The organism is Niveispirillum sp. GW835-FHT14G11 (genome assembly GCF_058793615.1).
In genome coordinates this window covers 148,820-165,044 of sequence record NZ_JBXAFZ010000006.1, presented here as the reverse complement: position 1 = coordinate 165,044, position 16,225 = coordinate 148,820, and the positions used below count along the sequence as shown (strand labels likewise).

At 62.0% G+C, this 16,225-nt stretch carries 22 protein-coding genes; 5 read left to right on the top strand and 17 right to left on the bottom strand.

The window, feature by feature from the left end:
- The first annotated feature begins 43 nt into the window (after window positions 1–43).
- Both AC1Q7F_RS13100 and AC1Q7F_RS13095 read left to right on the top strand, forming a co-directional pair.
- On the top strand, window positions 44–616 hold the full coding sequence (locus tag AC1Q7F_RS13100) for a PAS domain-containing protein (RefSeq protein WP_492507451.1): 573 nt from the start codon (window positions 44–46) through the stop codon (window positions 614–616).
- Between the two features lie 103 nt (window positions 617–719).
- A complete protein-coding gene (locus AC1Q7F_RS13095; protein ID WP_492507449.1) occupies window positions 720–1,130 on the top strand; it encodes a VOC family protein in 411 nt (136 codons plus the stop codon).
- A gap of 13 nt (window positions 1,131–1,143) precedes the next feature.
- Here AC1Q7F_RS13095 and thiL read toward each other — a convergent pair whose 3' ends face one another.
- The 10 genes from thiL to rpiB form a co-directional block, all read right to left on the bottom strand.
- A complete protein-coding gene (gene thiL / locus AC1Q7F_RS13090; protein ID WP_492507447.1) occupies window positions 1,144–2,151 on the bottom strand; it encodes a thiamine-phosphate kinase in 1,008 nt (335 codons plus the stop codon).
- On the bottom strand, window positions 2,148–2,696 hold the full coding sequence (gene nusB / locus AC1Q7F_RS13085; RefSeq protein WP_492507445.1) for a transcription antitermination factor NusB: 549 nt from the start codon (window positions 2,694–2,696) through the stop codon (window positions 2,148–2,150). The genes thiL and nusB overlap by 4 nt, the downstream gene beginning before the upstream one ends.
- Before the next feature lie 15 nt (window positions 2,697–2,711).
- Window positions 2,712–3,176 (bottom strand): 6,7-dimethyl-8-ribityllumazine synthase, encoded by a 465-nt coding sequence (locus AC1Q7F_RS13080; protein ID WP_492507443.1) that lies wholly within the window; start codon window positions 3,174–3,176, stop codon window positions 2,712–2,714.
- Between the two features lie 31 nt (window positions 3,177–3,207).
- The gene (ribB, locus tag AC1Q7F_RS13075; protein ID WP_492507441.1) at window positions 3,208–4,350 is read right to left on the bottom strand and encodes a 3,4-dihydroxy-2-butanone-4-phosphate synthase; all 1,143 of its coding nucleotides are present in this window, start codon (window positions 4,348–4,350) and stop codon (window positions 3,208–3,210) included.
- 4 nt (window positions 4,351–4,354) lie between these two features.
- Window positions 4,355–4,945, bottom strand: a complete 591-nt coding sequence (locus AC1Q7F_RS13070) for a riboflavin synthase (RefSeq protein ID WP_492507439.1) — start codon at window positions 4,943–4,945, stop codon at window positions 4,355–4,357.
- 99 nt (window positions 4,946–5,044) lie between these two features.
- Window positions 5,045–6,178 (bottom strand): hypothetical protein, encoded by a 1,134-nt coding sequence (locus tag AC1Q7F_RS13065; RefSeq protein WP_492507437.1) that lies wholly within the window; start codon window positions 6,176–6,178, stop codon window positions 5,045–5,047.
- A 29-nt stretch (window positions 6,179–6,207) separates the two neighbouring features.
- On the bottom strand, window positions 6,208–7,329 hold the full coding sequence (gene ribD, locus AC1Q7F_RS13060; RefSeq protein WP_492507435.1) for a bifunctional diaminohydroxyphosphoribosylaminopyrimidine deaminase/5-amino-6-(5-phosphoribosylamino)uracil reductase RibD: 1,122 nt from the start codon (window positions 7,327–7,329) through the stop codon (window positions 6,208–6,210).
- Between the two features lie 13 nt (window positions 7,330–7,342).
- Window positions 7,343–7,804 (bottom strand): transcriptional regulator NrdR, encoded by a 462-nt coding sequence (gene nrdR, locus AC1Q7F_RS13055; protein WP_492507433.1) that lies wholly within the window; start codon window positions 7,802–7,804, stop codon window positions 7,343–7,345.
- 79 nt (window positions 7,805–7,883) lie between these two features.
- On the bottom strand, window positions 7,884–9,164 hold the full coding sequence (glyA, locus tag AC1Q7F_RS13050) for a serine hydroxymethyltransferase (protein ID WP_492507431.1): 1,281 nt from the start codon (window positions 9,162–9,164) through the stop codon (window positions 7,884–7,886).
- Between the two features lie 36 nt (window positions 9,165–9,200).
- Entirely contained in the window at window positions 9,201–9,635 is a 435-nt protein-coding gene (rpiB, locus tag AC1Q7F_RS13045) for a ribose 5-phosphate isomerase B (protein WP_492507429.1), read from the bottom strand.
- A 542-nt stretch (window positions 9,636–10,177) separates the two neighbouring features.
- On the opposite strand from rpiB, the gene AC1Q7F_RS13040 reads away from it, so the two are divergent.
- Complete coding sequence (locus AC1Q7F_RS13040) at window positions 10,178–10,615, top strand: Ros/MucR family transcriptional regulator (protein WP_492507427.1); 438 nt, start codon at window positions 10,178–10,180, stop codon at window positions 10,613–10,615.
- 126 nt (window positions 10,616–10,741) lie between these two features.
- On the opposite strand, the gene AC1Q7F_RS13035 is transcribed toward AC1Q7F_RS13040, so the two are convergent.
- The 4 genes from AC1Q7F_RS13035 to AC1Q7F_RS13020 all read right to left on the bottom strand — a co-directional run bounded on the left by AC1Q7F_RS13035 (window position 10,742) and on the right by AC1Q7F_RS13020 (window position 12,806).
- On the bottom strand, window positions 10,742–10,939 hold the full coding sequence (locus AC1Q7F_RS13035; protein ID WP_492507425.1) for a DUF6898 family protein: 198 nt from the start codon (window positions 10,937–10,939) through the stop codon (window positions 10,742–10,744).
- A gap of 15 nt (window positions 10,940–10,954) precedes the next feature.
- Window positions 10,955–11,440 carry a MarR family winged helix-turn-helix transcriptional regulator gene (locus tag AC1Q7F_RS13030; protein WP_492507423.1) on the bottom strand — a complete coding sequence of 162 codons (486 nt, stop codon included), beginning with the start codon at window positions 11,438–11,440 and terminating at the stop codon, window positions 10,955–10,957.
- A 164-nt stretch (window positions 11,441–11,604) separates the two neighbouring features.
- The gene (locus tag AC1Q7F_RS13025; protein ID WP_492507421.1) at window positions 11,605–12,135 is read right to left on the bottom strand and encodes a hypothetical protein; all 531 of its coding nucleotides are present in this window, start codon (window positions 12,133–12,135) and stop codon (window positions 11,605–11,607) included.
- The gene (locus AC1Q7F_RS13020; protein ID WP_492507419.1) at window positions 12,132–12,806 is read right to left on the bottom strand and encodes a response regulator; all 675 of its coding nucleotides are present in this window, start codon (window positions 12,804–12,806) and stop codon (window positions 12,132–12,134) included. The genes AC1Q7F_RS13025 and AC1Q7F_RS13020 overlap by 4 nt, the downstream gene beginning before the upstream one ends.
- Before the next feature lie 249 nt (window positions 12,807–13,055).
- Between AC1Q7F_RS13020 and AC1Q7F_RS13015 the strand changes: the two genes are divergently transcribed.
- Window positions 13,056–13,883 carry a class I SAM-dependent methyltransferase gene (locus AC1Q7F_RS13015; protein WP_492507417.1) on the top strand — a complete coding sequence of 276 codons (828 nt, stop codon included), beginning with the start codon at window positions 13,056–13,058 and terminating at the stop codon, window positions 13,881–13,883.
- A 91-nt stretch (window positions 13,884–13,974) separates the two neighbouring features.
- On the top strand, window positions 13,975–14,517 hold the full coding sequence (locus AC1Q7F_RS13010) for a PadR family transcriptional regulator (RefSeq protein ID WP_492507415.1): 543 nt from the start codon (window positions 13,975–13,977) through the stop codon (window positions 14,515–14,517).
- Between the two features lie 23 nt (window positions 14,518–14,540).
- On the opposite strand, the gene AC1Q7F_RS13005 is transcribed toward AC1Q7F_RS13010, so the two are convergent.
- The 3 genes from AC1Q7F_RS13005 to AC1Q7F_RS12995 all read right to left on the bottom strand — a co-directional run bounded on the left by AC1Q7F_RS13005 (window position 14,541) and on the right by AC1Q7F_RS12995 (window position 16,178).
- On the bottom strand, window positions 14,541–14,783 hold the full coding sequence (locus AC1Q7F_RS13005) for a hypothetical protein (protein ID WP_492507413.1): 243 nt from the start codon (window positions 14,781–14,783) through the stop codon (window positions 14,541–14,543).
- Window positions 14,783–15,190, bottom strand: coding sequence for a hypothetical protein (locus AC1Q7F_RS13000; RefSeq protein ID WP_492507411.1), 408 nt, complete (start codon window positions 15,188–15,190; stop codon window positions 14,783–14,785). Before AC1Q7F_RS13000 ends, AC1Q7F_RS13005 begins: the two co-directional genes overlap by 1 nt.
- A gap of 73 nt (window positions 15,191–15,263) precedes the next feature.
- Complete coding sequence (locus AC1Q7F_RS12995; protein ID WP_492507409.1) at window positions 15,264–16,178, bottom strand: ribokinase; 915 nt, start codon at window positions 16,176–16,178, stop codon at window positions 15,264–15,266.
- Window positions 16,179–16,225: the final 47 nt, after the last annotated feature.

The window sequence follows — 16,225 nt, the reverse complement described above, 5'->3', positions numbered from 1 at the left end:
GCCGCCGCTCCACTATGCTGCCCTCATTCAAGAAGGGGCATGTATGCAGGCGGAAGACAGCGGCTGGGCGACGGACCGGATGATCCTGGTGCAGGATCGCGGCATGCTGGCGCTGCTGCTGTTCTGGTGGCGGCTGAAACAGGCCAATGGCGGGGTGATCCTGCCCACCCGCCGGCAGATGGACCCGGGCGCCCTGCCCCGATCCATCCTGCCCTTGATGTTCATCTATGAACGCGACGCGGACCATCGCCTGCGCTGCCGCCTGTCGGGCACCCGGATGCGCGAGATGTTCGGAGTGGACGGCACCGGCCTGTATCTGGACCAGATGATGGTCCCGTCCTCGGTCCCCGGCCGCAGCGCCCTGTTCCATGAGAGTTTGGACAATGGCCTGCCGATGTTCTATCGCGGCTATCTGGTGCCGGCCGGGCGCGGCTGGCGCGGGTTCAACCGGCTGCTGCTGCCGGTATCGGTGGAACCGGCAGCACCGCCGACGCAGGTGATGGGCATGGTCCGCGTGTTCGATCCGCCGCCCGGCAAACGGGATACCGCCGACGCCGACGGCCTGATCAGCGCCCGGTTACTGGGCGAGGGGGAGTGCGGGGAACTGGCGGGGTAGCCCGCCCTTAATATACAATACCGCTGACCGAAACCGACCGCCGGCCCGCGCACTGATGTGCGCGCAAGCCAAGCCGCCGGAATGGCGGGTGGAGGCAAGAGAAATGACCGTTCCGTTCACCTTGCTGGGCCTGGACCATATCGTGCTGCGGGTGCGCGATATCGAACGGATGATGGGCTTCTACCAGGAGGTTCTGGGTTGTTCGTTGGAAAAGATCCAGGCGGAGATCGGGCTTTACCAGCTGCGCGCAGGCCGGCAGCTGATCGATCTGGTGCCGTTGGACGGCAAGCTGGGCCGGATGGGCGGCGCCGGTCCGGGGACGGAGGGCCGCAATCTGGAGCATTTCTGCCTGGAAGTGTCGCCCTTCGACGATGGCACCATCCGCGCGCATCTGGCGGCGCATGGGGTGGAGATCGGCACCACGGGCATGCGCAATGGTGCGCGCGGCGAGGGGTTGTCGATTTATCTGACCGACCCGGAGGGCAATAATGTGGAGCTGAAAGCGGCGCTTTAGATTTGAAAAGATCTTAGAAGTGCCGCCAGCCGCCGGCACCCAGTTCGGCCTCGGCCCCTTCCAGGCCCAGTATGTCCAGGCCGGGCTCGCCCTCAATTACCTTGCCGATGCGGGTCACCTTGATGCCGGCATTGATGGCGGCGGCGGCGATGTCCTCCGCCTTGTCGGCCGGTGCTGTGAAGGCGATCTCGTAATCATCGCCACCGGTCAGCACCGCACTGCGCAGGGCGGGCGCGTTCAGCAGCAGGCGCAGGGCGGCACCCGACATGGGCACGGCCTGGGTGTCCAGCTGCAAACGCACCTTGCTGGCCAGCGCCAGATGGCGCAGATCGGCGACCAGCCCGTCGGACACATCCAGGGCCGCCGTGCCGAACACCCGCAGCGAGGCGACAAGATCCAGGCGCGGCGTGGGCCGGCGCAGGCGCGACAGCAGATAGGCGCGGTCGGCATCGCTGATCGGCTGGGTCGGCGCCCCCAATGCCAGCTTCAGCCCCAGGGCCGCATCGCCGATGCAGCCGGTGACGAACAGGGCATCGCCCAGCTTCGCACCCTTGCGGCGGATCATGCGGTTGCGCGGTACCAGGCCCAAGGCGGTGATGGTCAGCGACACGGGACCGGAGGTGGAGACGCTGTCGCCGCCGGCCAGGTTGACCTTGAACTCCCGCTGCGCCTCGCCCAGCCCCCTGGCAAAGGCTTCCACCCAATCATCGCCGATGCTTTTGGGCAGGCAGGTGGTCAGGGAATAGGCCAGGGGTTCGGCACCCTTGGCCGCCAGGTCCGACATGTTGACGGCCAGGATCTTGTGGCCCAGATCGGCGGGATTGTCCTGGGGCAGGAAATGCACGCCGCCGACCATGGCGTCGGTGGTCACCACCAGCTGCTGGTCATAGGGCACGTCCAGCACGGCGGCATCGTCGGTCAGGTCGAAGGCGCCGGGCACGCCCACGGCCAGGGGCCGGAAGAAACGTTCGATCCGGCCGAATTCACCCAAACCGGCGGTTGCCACCGCGAGGGATGTCACGACGCGCCACCCTTGGCCTTGGCATCCATCTCCGCAGTGCGCAGGGTGCGGGCCAGCTTGTCCAGCACGCCATTGACCATGCCGGGCTCGCGCCCGGCAAAGAAGGCGTGGGCGACATCGATATAGTCATTGATGATGATGTGCGGGGCCACGGCGATATTGGCCAGCAGCTCCCAGGCCCCGGCGCGCAGGATGGCGCGCAGCAGCATTTCCATGCGTTCCAGCGACCATTGCCGGTCCAGCAGACCGCCCAGATGCTGATCCACCTCGGCCAGACGCCCCTGCACACCGCGCACGATGTCGGCGAACAGGGTCGGGTCGGCGGTCACGAACTCTTCCCCATCCTGTTCCTGCCCGATGCGGTGGCGGGCGAATTCGTGGATCACCGTATCGCTGGACGCACCGGCCAGATCGATCTGGTACAGGCCCTGCACGGCCGCCAGACGGGCAGCCGAACGCCGGGCCTTGGCGGACCCGGTGGGCTTGATCTTGGGCGCCGGCTCGGTAGCGGCGACCGGGGCGGTGGTCTTCTTGCGGGGGGGCATGTTGAACCTGGAAACTCAGCGGGAATAGAGACGGAACTGCTTCTTCAGCTCGATCATCTGAAGGCAGGCATTAGCGGCGAACCCGCCCTTGTTCTTCTGGTTCACGGCGGCCCGCGCCCAGGCCTGCTCGAAATTCTCGGTGGTGAGAATGCCGTTGCCGATGGCCAGCGTGTGGTTCAGCGACAGCTGGGCCAGGCCATGGGCGCTTTCCTGGCAGACATAGTCGTAATGGGTGGTCTCACCCCGGATCACGCAGCCCAGCGCCACATAGCCATCGAAACGGCGGCGACCGGAATAGAAATCCATGGAGCGGACGGAGAACTGGATGGCGGCCGGAATCTCCAGAGCGCCAGGCACCTGGAAGATTTCATAGGTGGCGCCCACCGCGTCCAGCGCCGCCACGGCGCCCTTCACCAGCTCATCGGCGAGGTCGTCATAGAAACGGGCCTCGACGATCATGATATGGGGCGCGTCAGCCATGGGGGCCATCCAGTCCGTCATGTTGAAAGGATCAGAAGGGGGTGGGTATGGCCCGTTGGCCGACAATGGTCAACCCATAGCCTTCGAGGCCCACCACCGTCTTTTTGGTATTGCTCAGCAGCACCATCTTCTTCACGCCCAGGTCGTTCAGGATCTGGGCGCCGATACCATAATCGCGCAGCTCGCCGTTCAGATCGGCATTGCCGTCATCAATGGCGCGCAGCCGGTCGGCCAGCGAGAAGGGCTGGGCATCGCGCATCAGGACGATGACGCCGCGCCCTTCCTCCCCCACCGCCTTCATGGCGGCTTCCAGGCTGCCCACCGGGCCATGGCGGCTGTCGGCCAGCAGATCCTTGACGATGTTCAGCGAATGCATGCGCACGGGCACCGGCACGCCATCATGGATGTCGCCCTTGACCAGGGCGAGATGCTCGGCGCCGCTGATGCGGTTGCGATAGACGATCATTTCGAACCGGCCGCCGAAATGGCTGTCCAGCACGGTGCGGTAGCTGCGCTCGATGATCGTCTCGGTACGGCGGCGATAGGCAATCAGGTCGGCGATGGTGCCGACCTTCAGCCCGTGCAGCTGCGCGAATTTCACCAGATCCGGCATGCGGGCCATGGTGCCGTCATCATTCATGATCTCGCAGATCACCCCGGCGGCTGGCAATCCCGCCAGGCGGGAGAAATCCACCGACGCCTCGGTATGGCCAGCGCGGACCAGGGTACCGCCGTCACGGGCCAGCAGCGGGAAGACATGACCCGGCGTGACAATATCGCGGCTGTCGACATTCTCGTCGATGGCGACCTGGATGGTGCGGGCCCGGTCGGCCGCACTGATGCCGGTCGTGACACCGGTCCGCGCCTCGATCGAGACGGTAAAGGCCGTCTGGTGGCGGGTGCCATTCTGCTGCGCCATCAGCGGCAGGCGCAGGCGGTCATTATGGGCGCTGTCAATGGCCAAGCAGATCAGGCCACGGCCGAAACGGGCCATGAAATTGATGGCTTCCGGCGTGGCGGCCGACGCGGGGATCACCAGATCGCCCTCATTCTCCCGGTCCTCGTCATCGACCAGGATGAACATGCGGCCCTGGCGCGCCTCTTCGATCAGTTCCTCGGTGCTGGACAGCACGGGACGATCTTCCTCCGTCAGGCGGGTTTCGGTGATCGACATGGTTTTAAGCGTCCTTCCCCACCAGCCGGGCGACGTAGCGCGCCAGCATGTCCACTTCCAGGTTGATGCGTGCCCCCGGCCCGATCAGGCCGAAGGTCGTCTGTACCGCCGTATGCGGGATGATATTGACGCCGAACACATCGTCATCGACCTCATTCACCGTCAGGGAGACGCCGTTCAGCGCGACGGAGCCCTTGGCGGCGATGAAATTCTTCAGCTTCTGCGGCACACGGAAGCGCCAGCGATGGCTGTCGCCGTCGGGCGTCACCGACACGACCTCGGCCACGGCATCGACATGGCCATAGACCAGATGCCCCCCTAGCTCGTCCCCCAGCTTCAGGGAGCGTTCCAGGTTAAGCGGTGTGCCCACCACCCAGTCGCCGACCGTGGTCTTGGCGATGGTTTCAGCGGACACATCGACCCTATAGGCGTTGACCAGCTTCTCCACCACGGTCAGGCAGACCCCGTTGGAAGCAATGGACGCGCCCATGGCAACGGTCGACAGGTCGAACCGCGTCTCGACGGTCAGTCTCAGGTCGCCACGGCGCTCGATCTCCACGACGCGGCCGACATCGGTGATGATTCCGGTAAACATGGGGCCTACCCTAGGGCTTGACGCGCCTTTGCGCGAGGGGGCGATGGATGCGCGGGGCGCATGGCGGGGGACCGGAGATCAGTCATTCTTGGGAGTGTTTCATGAGCTGCCAATCAAAAGCGCCACACGCAGGACAACTGAAAATGGTACTATAATTTGCAAAACATAAAAGACCGTTTCAAGGTGCGATATGGAAAATCTCGCCCATGAATTACCGGTATTCGATTTCGAAACTGAAATGTAAAGAGATGTTCTAATCTTTATATAAGCAAAAAATAACAATTTAGGCGCTAGTGGAGCTGATCCAGCAAAAATAAATAAAGCACTGACAATGTATTTTCCATTTAACAGGACGTGGCCAACTCCCATAGTAAACGGAATTACTACATAAAAAAACCCAGTAAATAAATATGATATAATCTTAAGATTTGTTATAATATATCGATCATGTGAAGATGCAAAAACTTTTACATGTTCTGTATACGCATCTTCATTTTCTTCTTTCAGCTTTTTTAGTTTACCAAGCGCTGAATAGTCTCTCTCCGGAAATGGAAACAATAGAAGCATTAAAAATACATTAAACATCAGGCAGGATATAGAAACTATTAAGCTAATTTCATGTAGCGGACTCAAGATGACAGGATGCATATAAACGTCCATAATAACGCTTATAATAATCAAAAAATATCCGCCGGAAACAATAGAAAATATTGTTACCGCAAGAATATTATAGATAAAAGATATAATCTTTCTAACTGCGTGATCGGAAAGAGAGTCCTCAGATCTTATCTGCAGACTTGTTGTTCCGTCTATAAAAGCAGTATATAAAAATGGCTGCAGATCATCGCCGTAGCTTTTCTTAATTATTTCCATTATAATCATTGATACTTGTCGTAATTTAATCACAATGATAAACGATGCGGTGGTCATCAAAGAGACAATTATCAATGAAATTTCTTTAAATCTCCCTATATCTTTGGCGTGTATTCCTATGAATTCCGATTCCATGTCTCCAGATATACTGTACGAAAACATCAAAACCCAAAGAAATGATGAGAGTATTAACAATTTGTCTTGCCAATCGGATAAATTTTTATATTTTTCTTGGTAATTTGGCAGCAAGCCTTTAAATATCTCGAGATTATTTTTATTGCTCAGCAATGCTGAAAATTTCTCTGCGCTTTTTTGAAGCGGAGAAATCCAATTAAGTTTAAATTTATATTCGTTGCTCAATTTTCCTTCCTTCGCATATTTTTAGTGGTTTATTCTATATTATACAATATGTGAGTATCGGGCGGAACGTGATTGTGAGTGACGGTATTCCACTTTTCTATATAATTTAGAGATACGATGTCCAATTCCCCCACAGCCGGCAACCCATCGCCACCGATCAGCATCGGTGCGCGGAACCACTCCACCCGGTCCACCAACCCCGCCTTCAGGAAGGAGGTGGCCACCGCCGGCCCGCCTTCGACCAGCAAACGCGTGATGCCCTGCCCCGCGATGGCGGTCAGGCTGGCAGCTACGGGCAGGCGGCCGTTGGTGTCGGGATCGACGCGCAGGATGCGGACGCCGAGCGCCTCCAGTGCCGCCGCGCGGTCCGGGTCGGCACCGGTCAGGGTCACCACCCAGGTTGGTGCCACGCTGGAGGCACCCTGGGCCAGTTTGGATGTCACGGGCAGGCGCAAGCCGCTGTCCAGCACGACGCGGACGGGACTGCACCCTTCCAGTCCGGGCAGGCGGCAGGTCAGTTCCGGATCGTCGGCCAGGGCCGTGCCGATGCCGACCAGGATGGCGTCATGGTTGGCGCGCAGCAGGTGGCCACGGGCCCGGCTTTCGGGACCGGTGATCCATTGGCTGTGGCCGGTGGATGTCGCCACCCGCGCGTCCAGACTGGTGGCCAGCTTCAGGGTGACGCCGGGGCGACCCTTCAGGATGCGGGTAATGAAGCCGAAATTGACGTCCAGCGCGTCGTCGGCGCACAGGCCGACATCGACCTGGATACCGGCCTCGCGCAGCCGCCGGATGCCGCCGCCCGACACGCGCGGGTCGGGGTCCTCGCACGCCACCATGATGCGGGCGATGCCGGCATCGATCAAAGCCTCCGAACAGGGCGGCGTCTTGCCATGGTGGTTGCAGGGTTCCAGGCTGACATAGACGGTGGCGCCGCGCGTGTCGTCGCCCGCCTGGGCCAGGGCCTGGGGCTCGCCATGCGGGCGGCCGCCAGGGGCGGTGACGCCGCGGCCCCGCACGATGCCGTCCTTGACCACGATGCAGCCGACCGACGGGTTGGGCCAGACACGGCCCAGGTTGCGCCGGGCCAGGCCCAATGCTGCCTGCATATGGCCGTGATCGGCGTCCGTGAAGTCGGGTGCGTCGGTCAAGCCGGGCCTCCCGTCAGTTTTCGGCCTCGGGCCGCAGCTTCTCGACGAATTCGTTGAAATCGGCGGCTTCGCGGAAATCGCGATAGACCGATGCGTAGCGGATATAGGCAACCTTGTCGATGCCGGCCAGTTGGTTCATCACCATCTCGCCGATCTGGGTGGAGGGGATTTCGGTTTCCCCGCTGCTTTCCAGTTGGCGCACGATGGAATTGACGACGCGATCGACGCGGTCGGCATCCACGGGCCGCTTGCGCAGCGAAATGCGCATGGAGCGCAGCAGCTTTTCCCGGTCAAACGGTTCCTTCTGACCGGACGCTTTCACGACATAGAGTTCACGCAGCTGCACCCGTTCGAAGGTAGTGAAGCGGGCACCGCAGGCCGGGCAGAAGCGGCGGCGGCGGATGGCGGAACCGTCATCGGTGGGGCGCGAGTCCTTCACCTGGGTATCGTCATTCCCGCAGAACGGGCAGCGCATGAAACCCCTCCGTCGTTATTATCATTGCCAAACAGAAACCCCGGTTCCGGCATGGCCGGAACCGGGGTTCTTGTCAACATCAGAGCGTCGGGTAGATCGGGAAGCGGCGGCACAGTTCCTGTACCCGCGCCCGCACCCGGCCTTCCGCGGCGCTGTTATCGCCATTGCTGACGGCCAGCGCATCCAGCACTTCCACGATCATGTCGCCGACCTGGGCGAATTCGGTGGTACCGAAGCCGCGGGTGGTGGCCGCCGGGGTACCCAGGCGCACGCCCGAGGTCACGAACGGCTTTTCCGGATCGAACGGCACGCCATTCTTGTTGCAGGTCATGCCGGCATTTTCCAAAGCATGCTCGGCAGCCTTGCCGGTCAGCTTCTTGGGGCGCAGGTCGACCAGCACGATATGGCTGTCGGTGCCGCCGGACACGATATCCAGCCCACCGGCGATCAGACGCTCCGCCAGGACCTTGGCGTTGGCAACGACGTTGGTGGCGTAGGTCTTGAATTCCGGCTTCAGCGCCTCGCCGAAGGACACGGCCTTGGCGGCGATGACATGCATCAGCGGGCCGCCCTGCAGGCCGGGGAACACGGCGGAATTGATCTTCTTGCCCAAATCCAGATCGTTGGACAGGATCATGCCGCCACGCGGACCGCGCAGGGTCTTGTGCGTGGTGGTGGTGACGACATGGGCATGCGGCAGCGGCGAGGGATAGACACCGGCGGCAACCAGGCCGGCATAATGCGCCATGTCCACCATCAGATAGGCCCCGATCTCATCCGCGATTCGGCGGAAGCGGGCGAAATCGATCTGGCGCGGATAGGCGGAACCGCCGGCGATGATCAGCTTGGGCTTATGCTCACGGGCCTTGGCCTCAACCTCGTCATAATCGATCAGGTTGGTGTCGCGGGTCACGCCATAGGACACGACCTTGAACCACTTGCCCGACTGGTTGGCGGGCGAGCCATGGGTCAGGTGGCCGCCGGCCGCCAGATCCATGCCCATGAAGGTGTCGCCGGGCTGCAACAGCGCCATGAACACGGCCTGATTGGCCTGGGCGCCGGAATGGGGCTGGACATTCACATATTCACAGCCGAACAGCGCCTTGGCGCGCTCGATCGCCAGCGTTTCCGCCACATCCACAAATTCGCAACCGCCGTAATAGCGCTTGCCCGAATAGCCTTCGGCATATTTGTTGGTCAGGACCGAGCCCTGCGCCTCCAGCACGGCGGCCGACACGATGTTCTCCGAGGCGATCAGCTCGATCTGGTCCTGCTGGCGGCCCAGCTCCTTCCGGAGGGCGGCGTACAGGTCGGGATCGGCATCAGCCAGCTTATCGGAAAAGAAACCCTGAATGCTCATGTGCGTCTGGTCCTTTGGCACTACCGGTCAGGCTGTTCAACCCAACATGGCAACACGGCGGGCATGTCGGCCGCCTTCGAATGGGGTGGTGAAGAAGGCGGCCACGCAATCCTTGGCCACCTCCACGCCGATGGTGCGCGCACCCAGGCACAGCACATTGGCGTCATTATGCAAACGGGTCAGCCGCGCCTCGGTCGATGTATGGCACAGGGCGGCGCGGACATGGCGATGGCGGTTGGCGGCGATGGAAATGCCGATGCCGGTGCCGCAGATCAGCACGCCGGATGTGGCCCGGCCATCGGCCAATGCTGTGGCGACAGCGTCGGCAAAGCTGGGATAATCCACCGATTCCGGGCCGTTGGTGCCCAGGTCGAGCACCGTATGCCCGGCGGCGCGCAGCTGATCGGCCAGGATCTTCTTCAGTTCCGGACTGGCATGATCGCCGGCGATGGCGATGGTCTGGACGCCCATGTTTCCACCCTTTTCCGGGCGAGGCCGCCCGGCACCCTGGAATCCATGACGACCCCCCATCGATAGGGGGTCGCCGACGCGGCCGACCCTAGCAGAAGTGTCGCCGCCGTGCCAGTTCCCGCCCAGGGCCGTGAAAGCAGCCCCGCCCTGCCGGTGACGCGCGCCTGCCTTTACGGCAATTCCGCATGCGGTTAGAAATGGAAATAATTGAAACATGGTTACGGCAAATTGAAGCAGGTCACCTTACGCCGTCACCGCAGCGATGATACGGCCGACAAAGAAGACAATTTGGCAAATGTCTAAAATGTTTGTGATAATCAAGCAAAAAGCCAGCATCTTGCCGGACCATCATCATTGCGCCGGGGCATCAAACACAGAAGCCTTATCAGATGCAGGGGCCTGCTCCCGCTGTAACAATTGATATGATCACATATAACCAAGTAAAAAACATACAGACACGTTCTGTTCTGCATTGACAGGGAATTGTCCTCGTGCGAAGCGTCCATTCGTTGTTGGTTAACCGTTCAAGAGCGTTGGGAGCGATGGAACAGCAGGGCAATGAGATACTGGCGGGCGATCTGCTACGCATGACGGCAGAGATTGTTTCCGCTTATGTGGGGCAGAACACGCTCGCGGCGCAGCAATTGCCCGACGTGATCAATGTCGTCCATGCGACGCTGACCGGGCTGCAGGGCGCACCGGTGGAAATGTCGACCGAGCCGGCCCGTCCGGCCGTGCCGATCAAGAAGTCGGTGACGCCGGAACATATCGTCTGCCTGGAAGACGGTAAGAAGCTGAAGATGCTGAAGCGGCATCTGCGCTCCACCTACAACATGTCGCCCGACGAGTATCGGGCCAAGTGGGGCCTGCCGCCCGACTATCCGATGGTGGCCCCCAATTACGCGGCACAACGGTCGGAATTCGCCAAGAAGATCGGTCTGGGCCGGGGCGACACCCGTACCACCCGACGTCGTGGGTAAATGGATTCAAATCACAGGCGGCATTTGATCCCGACTGATCGGGTGCCGCTTCATTCCCTCCCCGGGTCGGCCATCGCCGGCCTTCATGTGTTGACAGGGCGCGGTCCGGGCAGGGCCGAACGCAGCCTATGACGACGTCTTGCGCAACACATAGTTGAGCTTGGCCAGCGCATTACGGGCCAGCACGGGCTTGCCGGCACTGGCCGGCCCCTGGATGACGACTTCCGTATTGGTCACGGGGTCGATGGCGCTGACGCGCACAATATTGCCGACCGCATGGAATTCGATCAGCACGTCGCGTTCATTGAGCGGCGGCCGCCCCATGGTGCCGCTCCCGCGTCAGCCCAGGCTGGACGGCGCATAGGCGCCGTAGGACAGCGACGAAGTCCAGAACCGCTCCAGCGTGCGCATCGTCTCATTGGCGCGGGACAATTCCTCTGCCGACAGGCCGGACCTGTCCAGCGACTCCACCTGGCGGGCGAACAGTTCCGAAATGCGATCGCGCAGCTTCAGCCCCTTGTCGGAGAGGCGCACGCGCACCGACCGGCGGTCATGCGTGGAACGTTCCTGGGTCAGGTAACCGTTCTCATGCATCTTCTTCACATTGTAGGAAACGTTGGAGCCCAGATAATAGCCCCGCGCCGTCAGCTCCCCGACCGTCAGTTCGTCATCGCCGATATTGTAGAGGATGAGGCTCTGGACATTGTTGATGTCCTGCATGCCAAGACGGTCGAGTTCGATCTTGAGGACTTCCAGGAAGTGACGATGCAGCCTCTCGATAAGCAGGATGCTGTCGTAATAGGGTTGACGCAACGCCATCTCCATCGATTCCGGGCCGTCGAACGCGTGAAATAGAGCGTTTTTAATGACCGCCTTTTAACACGATCAGGCGTTATGCCTAGACAAAAACCATAACCCGTTCGGAAAGAAACGTCGTAAAAATGCAAATTGCACAGAAAAGGGAGTCCCGCGCCGGGATGGCGGCCCGGTCACGCCGGACGGCGGGCGCCCAGCTTGGCCCGGGCCATGTTCAACGACACGGAAAGAGCCTGTCCGATCTCTCCGCCATCGCCCTTGATATCGTCGCGGACCAGCACATGCATGGCATCGATATGCAAGCCAACCACGGCCAGCTGGGCCACCGACGGCGTGGCCAGCGGCACCAGGAAATGGTTCAGCGAATTGGCGAAGTCCGACAGCAGGTCATACCCGAAGGTCTTGCCCAGTGTCATGATACCGTCACTGATCTTGATCACGCGCTTCAGGTGGGCGGGGCGATTCTCCGCATCCGTCATGGCGCGGCGATAGGCTTCCTGCAGATCTGTCAGATCGACGCGCGTCTGGGCGATATGGGCGTCCGACATACGCGAGACATGCGTGCTGGCGCGCGCCAGCGCCGCCGGGTCGATCATGCCCGGCTTGCCATCGGCGGAACCGCCAACCTTCTCCCGCAGCTTGTTGGGCCGCTTGATAATCTCAACGCCCGACACTCGGGCCTCCGGCTTCAAATTGTCGTTCATGCGCTTGCCGCCAGCCGCGCGTCGGCTTCCACCGCAACATCGGCTTCTCCATCGACAGATTCAACCTGATTCTCTCCTGATCCGGTCTGGCTGTCGATAACCATATGCGCGCCCTCGTCCACGACGCGCACATCTTCCGGGCTCATCAGGCGGCGGTCGGAACCCTCATGGGGCAGGGTCTGGCGCCGGCGGTCGGGACCGAAATAGTTCGGCGCCCGCACAAAGGACCGCGGCTTGTCGATGATGGACAGCAGCCGGCTGGCCACATTGATCACCGACATCGGCTTGGCCAGATATTCGGTGACGCCGCTGTCACGCGCCAAGCGCACGGCGGCCTCATCCGCCTCCCCGCTCATCATCACCACGGGCAGAAAGCGAATCTTGTCGCTTTCATGCTCGCGCACCCATTTCAGCAGGCCGATGCCGTCCATCGGTTCCATCAGGTGATCGGCGAAGACGATGTCGACATCGCGGCCGGCGACGCTGTCCATCTGGGCCGACACGTCCAGGATGGCCATCGCCTCCTCGCCATTGTCGGCCTGCAACACTTTGCCGATGCCAAGTGCCTTGAAGATCGTCACCATGATGGAGCGCACGAAGCGGTTGTCATCCGCGACCAGCACGGACAACCCGTCAAAGCGATAATATTTACCGTTGGATGGCTTGGACATCGGCTCAACAGGGCCCGGGCAGCAGAGGTTCGTAGAGAACCATCTGTCACAGCTATCGCGATCCGTCCGGTGAAATCAAGGCCGGACAACCTCACCCAAAGCATAAGTTCGCAGAAATCCAGTGTGCAGTCGTGAATATCTGTTGATATTTATACAACGTTAACATGACCATTCATCCGCACGTAACCCCACTATCTTCCCCGATAGCGCGAAGTAAATAAAACCTTAATGAAGGACAGTGGATCGGGCATGATCGGAACCAGCGACGTTGATGAATCCCAGCGTTGGACCGACAGCGCCTCTGCGTGGGACCGCTGGGCGGACGGAATGGCCAATCCTGCCGACCGCATCAATCGCCCCCTCCTTGATCTTGCCGCGGCCGCACCCGGCCAGCGTGTGCTGGACCTGGCGGCGGGTGTGGGCGAGCCGGCGCTGAGCCAGGCCCGGCGGCTGCAAGGTGATGGCCTGGTGGTGGCCTGCGACCTGGTGCCCGCCATGCTGGCGGGCCTCGCGCGGCGGGCAGCGGTCTTGGACCACCCGCCCCTGGCCGTGGCGGCCGACATGACCGCCCTGCCCTTCGCCACGGCGGGTTTCGACCGCGTGCTCTGCCGCTTCGGGGTGATGTTCGTGCCAGATGTGGCCCTGGCACTGGCGGAGATGCGGCGGGTGCTGCGCCCCGGCGGGGCGGCGGTCCTGGCGGTCTGGGGTCCGCGCCACCATAACAGCCTTTTCGACCGGCTGGGCCGGTGCCTGGAGGGGCAGTATGGCCGCAAGGTGACGGCGGTCCTGTCCCCGCTGTTCCGCTTCGCCGATCCGGCGGAACTGATGATGATGGCGCGGACGGCCGGCTTCAGGGCCGTCCGGCATGAGCCGCTGGTGCTGCGCCATGCGGCCCGCCTGGACCAGCCCTTCTGGCGGCCAACCCTGGAAATGGCCTTCAACCCGCTGCTGGCCCCCCTGTCGCCGGCGGAGCAGGCGGCCTTGCACGACCGGATCAAGACGGATCTCGCGGCCGAAGCCGATGCCGAACGACAGTTTTGCGTCACCATCTCCGTGCATCTATTACGCCTCGATTAATGATTAACGGATTGACATATATCGATTCGATGCATCACTTGACTATGTCGTGGCAATCTCTATCGTGCCGGAATTGTCAGACAGGTGTGTGATGATTGACGTTAAGACCTTGTGCCTTGGTGTGTTGAGTCGGGGCGATGCCTCCGGCTATGAAATTCGTAAAGAATTCGAGGAAGGGCCGCTCAGCCATTTCAGCGACGCCGGCTTCGGTTCCATCTATCCGGCGCTGAAGCGGCTGCTGGATGACGGGCAGATCACCATGCTGCCGCACAATGGCGATGGCCGTCCGGACAAGAAACTGTACCGCATCACGCCCTCGGGCCGGCACGCGCTGTATCAGTCGCTGATCAAGGTCCCATCAGCGGACAAGCTGCGTTCCGACCTGATGTTCATTCTGAGCTTCGGCCATCTGCTGCCGCCGCGCCATCTGGACCGCATCATCGGCGACCGGATCAGCGACTATCGCCACATGATCGTGACCCTGGAGCTGGAGGGCACCACCGCCCACCGTACGCCGGGCGAACGATTCGTGGAGGGCATGGGTCTGGCCATCTATCGCGCCGTGGCGACATATCTGGAGGATCACCGGCATGAACTGGTGGCGGCGGCGCTGATGGAAAGCCAGGTGGCTTGAGATTGCCCCGACCTGACCTGTAATCACCGCATCACGGTGCAGGTGCGGTCGCGGCACTGGATGACCACGAATCCGTCCTTCAGGTTGCCGCAGCCAATCTTGTAGGTGATCTCCGCCATGCGGCCGGTGACCTGCTTCAGCACTTCCAGCTTGGTCGGCTTGCAATTGGCCGCCAGGGCCGTGGCCTTGGCCTCGGCCTGCTGGGCGGCGGCCGGCATCAGGGGCAGCAGCGCCAGGGCCGCCGCCAGGGCCAGAGCCCGCCTCATCACGGCTTCTTGCGCTGCATGAAGGCGGCGGCCAGGGCCTTCAGGTTGTCGGCCTGTTCATGACCGTCATCGCCCGCCGCCCCACCGGCACCACCACCACCGGCCCCCATGCGCGAGATGATGGCGTCCAGCATCTGTGGCGACAATTTCTTCGGCCCCGTGCTGGGCCGGCCGGATTTGACCACGCCCTGGCCGGGGGCCGGCGCGGCCGTGGTGATGGACCCGCCACGGGCCACGCGGTCCACGGCACTGCCGGCGATGGCCTTCAGGAAGGGCTTGCACAGGCCGCGCAGCAATTGCTCGTCATCCAGCGCCCAGGCGATCAGCACGCGCTGCGCCTGGCTGCGGCTGCCCTGGGCCGCCTTCAACGCCTCACGGATCTTGAGCGTGACATAGGTGTCGCTCATGGCCCGGTCCTCCTGGATGGATCAAGATTTGTAGATTAGCCAAGCAACACCGGGATTCCCAAGCTATTTCGCGTCAGAGAGCGGCCGTTACCTCGTCTGCGACGGGCATGGCGGTGCCGGTACCGATGCGGGTGCAGGCGATGGAGGCCGCGACATTGGCATAGCGCATGGCCGTGGCCAGATCATCCCCCGCCGCCAGCCGGGCCGCCAGGCTGCCCACGAAGCAATCCCCCGCCCCCGTCGTGTCCACCGCCGCGACCTTGCGGCCAGGCACCAGTGTTTCGTCGGTATCGGTGACGGCCAGGGCGCCGCGCACGCCCAGGGTGGCGATGATGGTCTGGCCCGGACGGCGCAGCAGGCGGCGGGCCGCCGCGACCACGGTCGGCACCTCGGCATCGCCCGACAGGTCCATGCCGGCGAAATGACCCAGCTCCGTCTCGTTCACCACCAGGATGTCGGTATCGGTCCACAGGCTGTCTGGCGCGTCATCCAGGGCCGGGGCGGCGTTCAGCAGGGTGCGCGCACCGGCGGCCCTTCCCTGGGCGAACAAGGCGGCGATGGTGGCGCGCGGCACCTCGAACTGGCTGACCAGCAGATCGCCGGGGTCGAGGACCAAGCCGTCGGCATCGGCCGGCACGATATGCTTGTTGGCGGCGGGAATGACGACGATGCGGTTTTCCGCCGTCGCATCTACCAGGATCAGCGCCGATCCCGTCGCCTCCGTCTCTGACCGGCCGACATGGGTGGCATCGATGCCCTTTTCGGCAAAGAAATCCAGGATGCGGTCGCCGAACATGTCGCGCCCGACCTTGCCCACGAAACGCACGGGCACCCCCTGCTGCACGGCCGCCACCGCCTGGTTCAGGCCCTTGCCACCGGGCATCAGCTGCACCGTCTCCCCGTTCACCGTCTCCCCGGCCTTGGGCGCACGGACCATGGTGGACAGGATGTCGTAATTGATGGAGCCGATGACGGTGACGCGGGCCATGGGGGGCTTTCCCTTTTTGCTTGATGGCCTTTCCTAGCGCGTTCCCT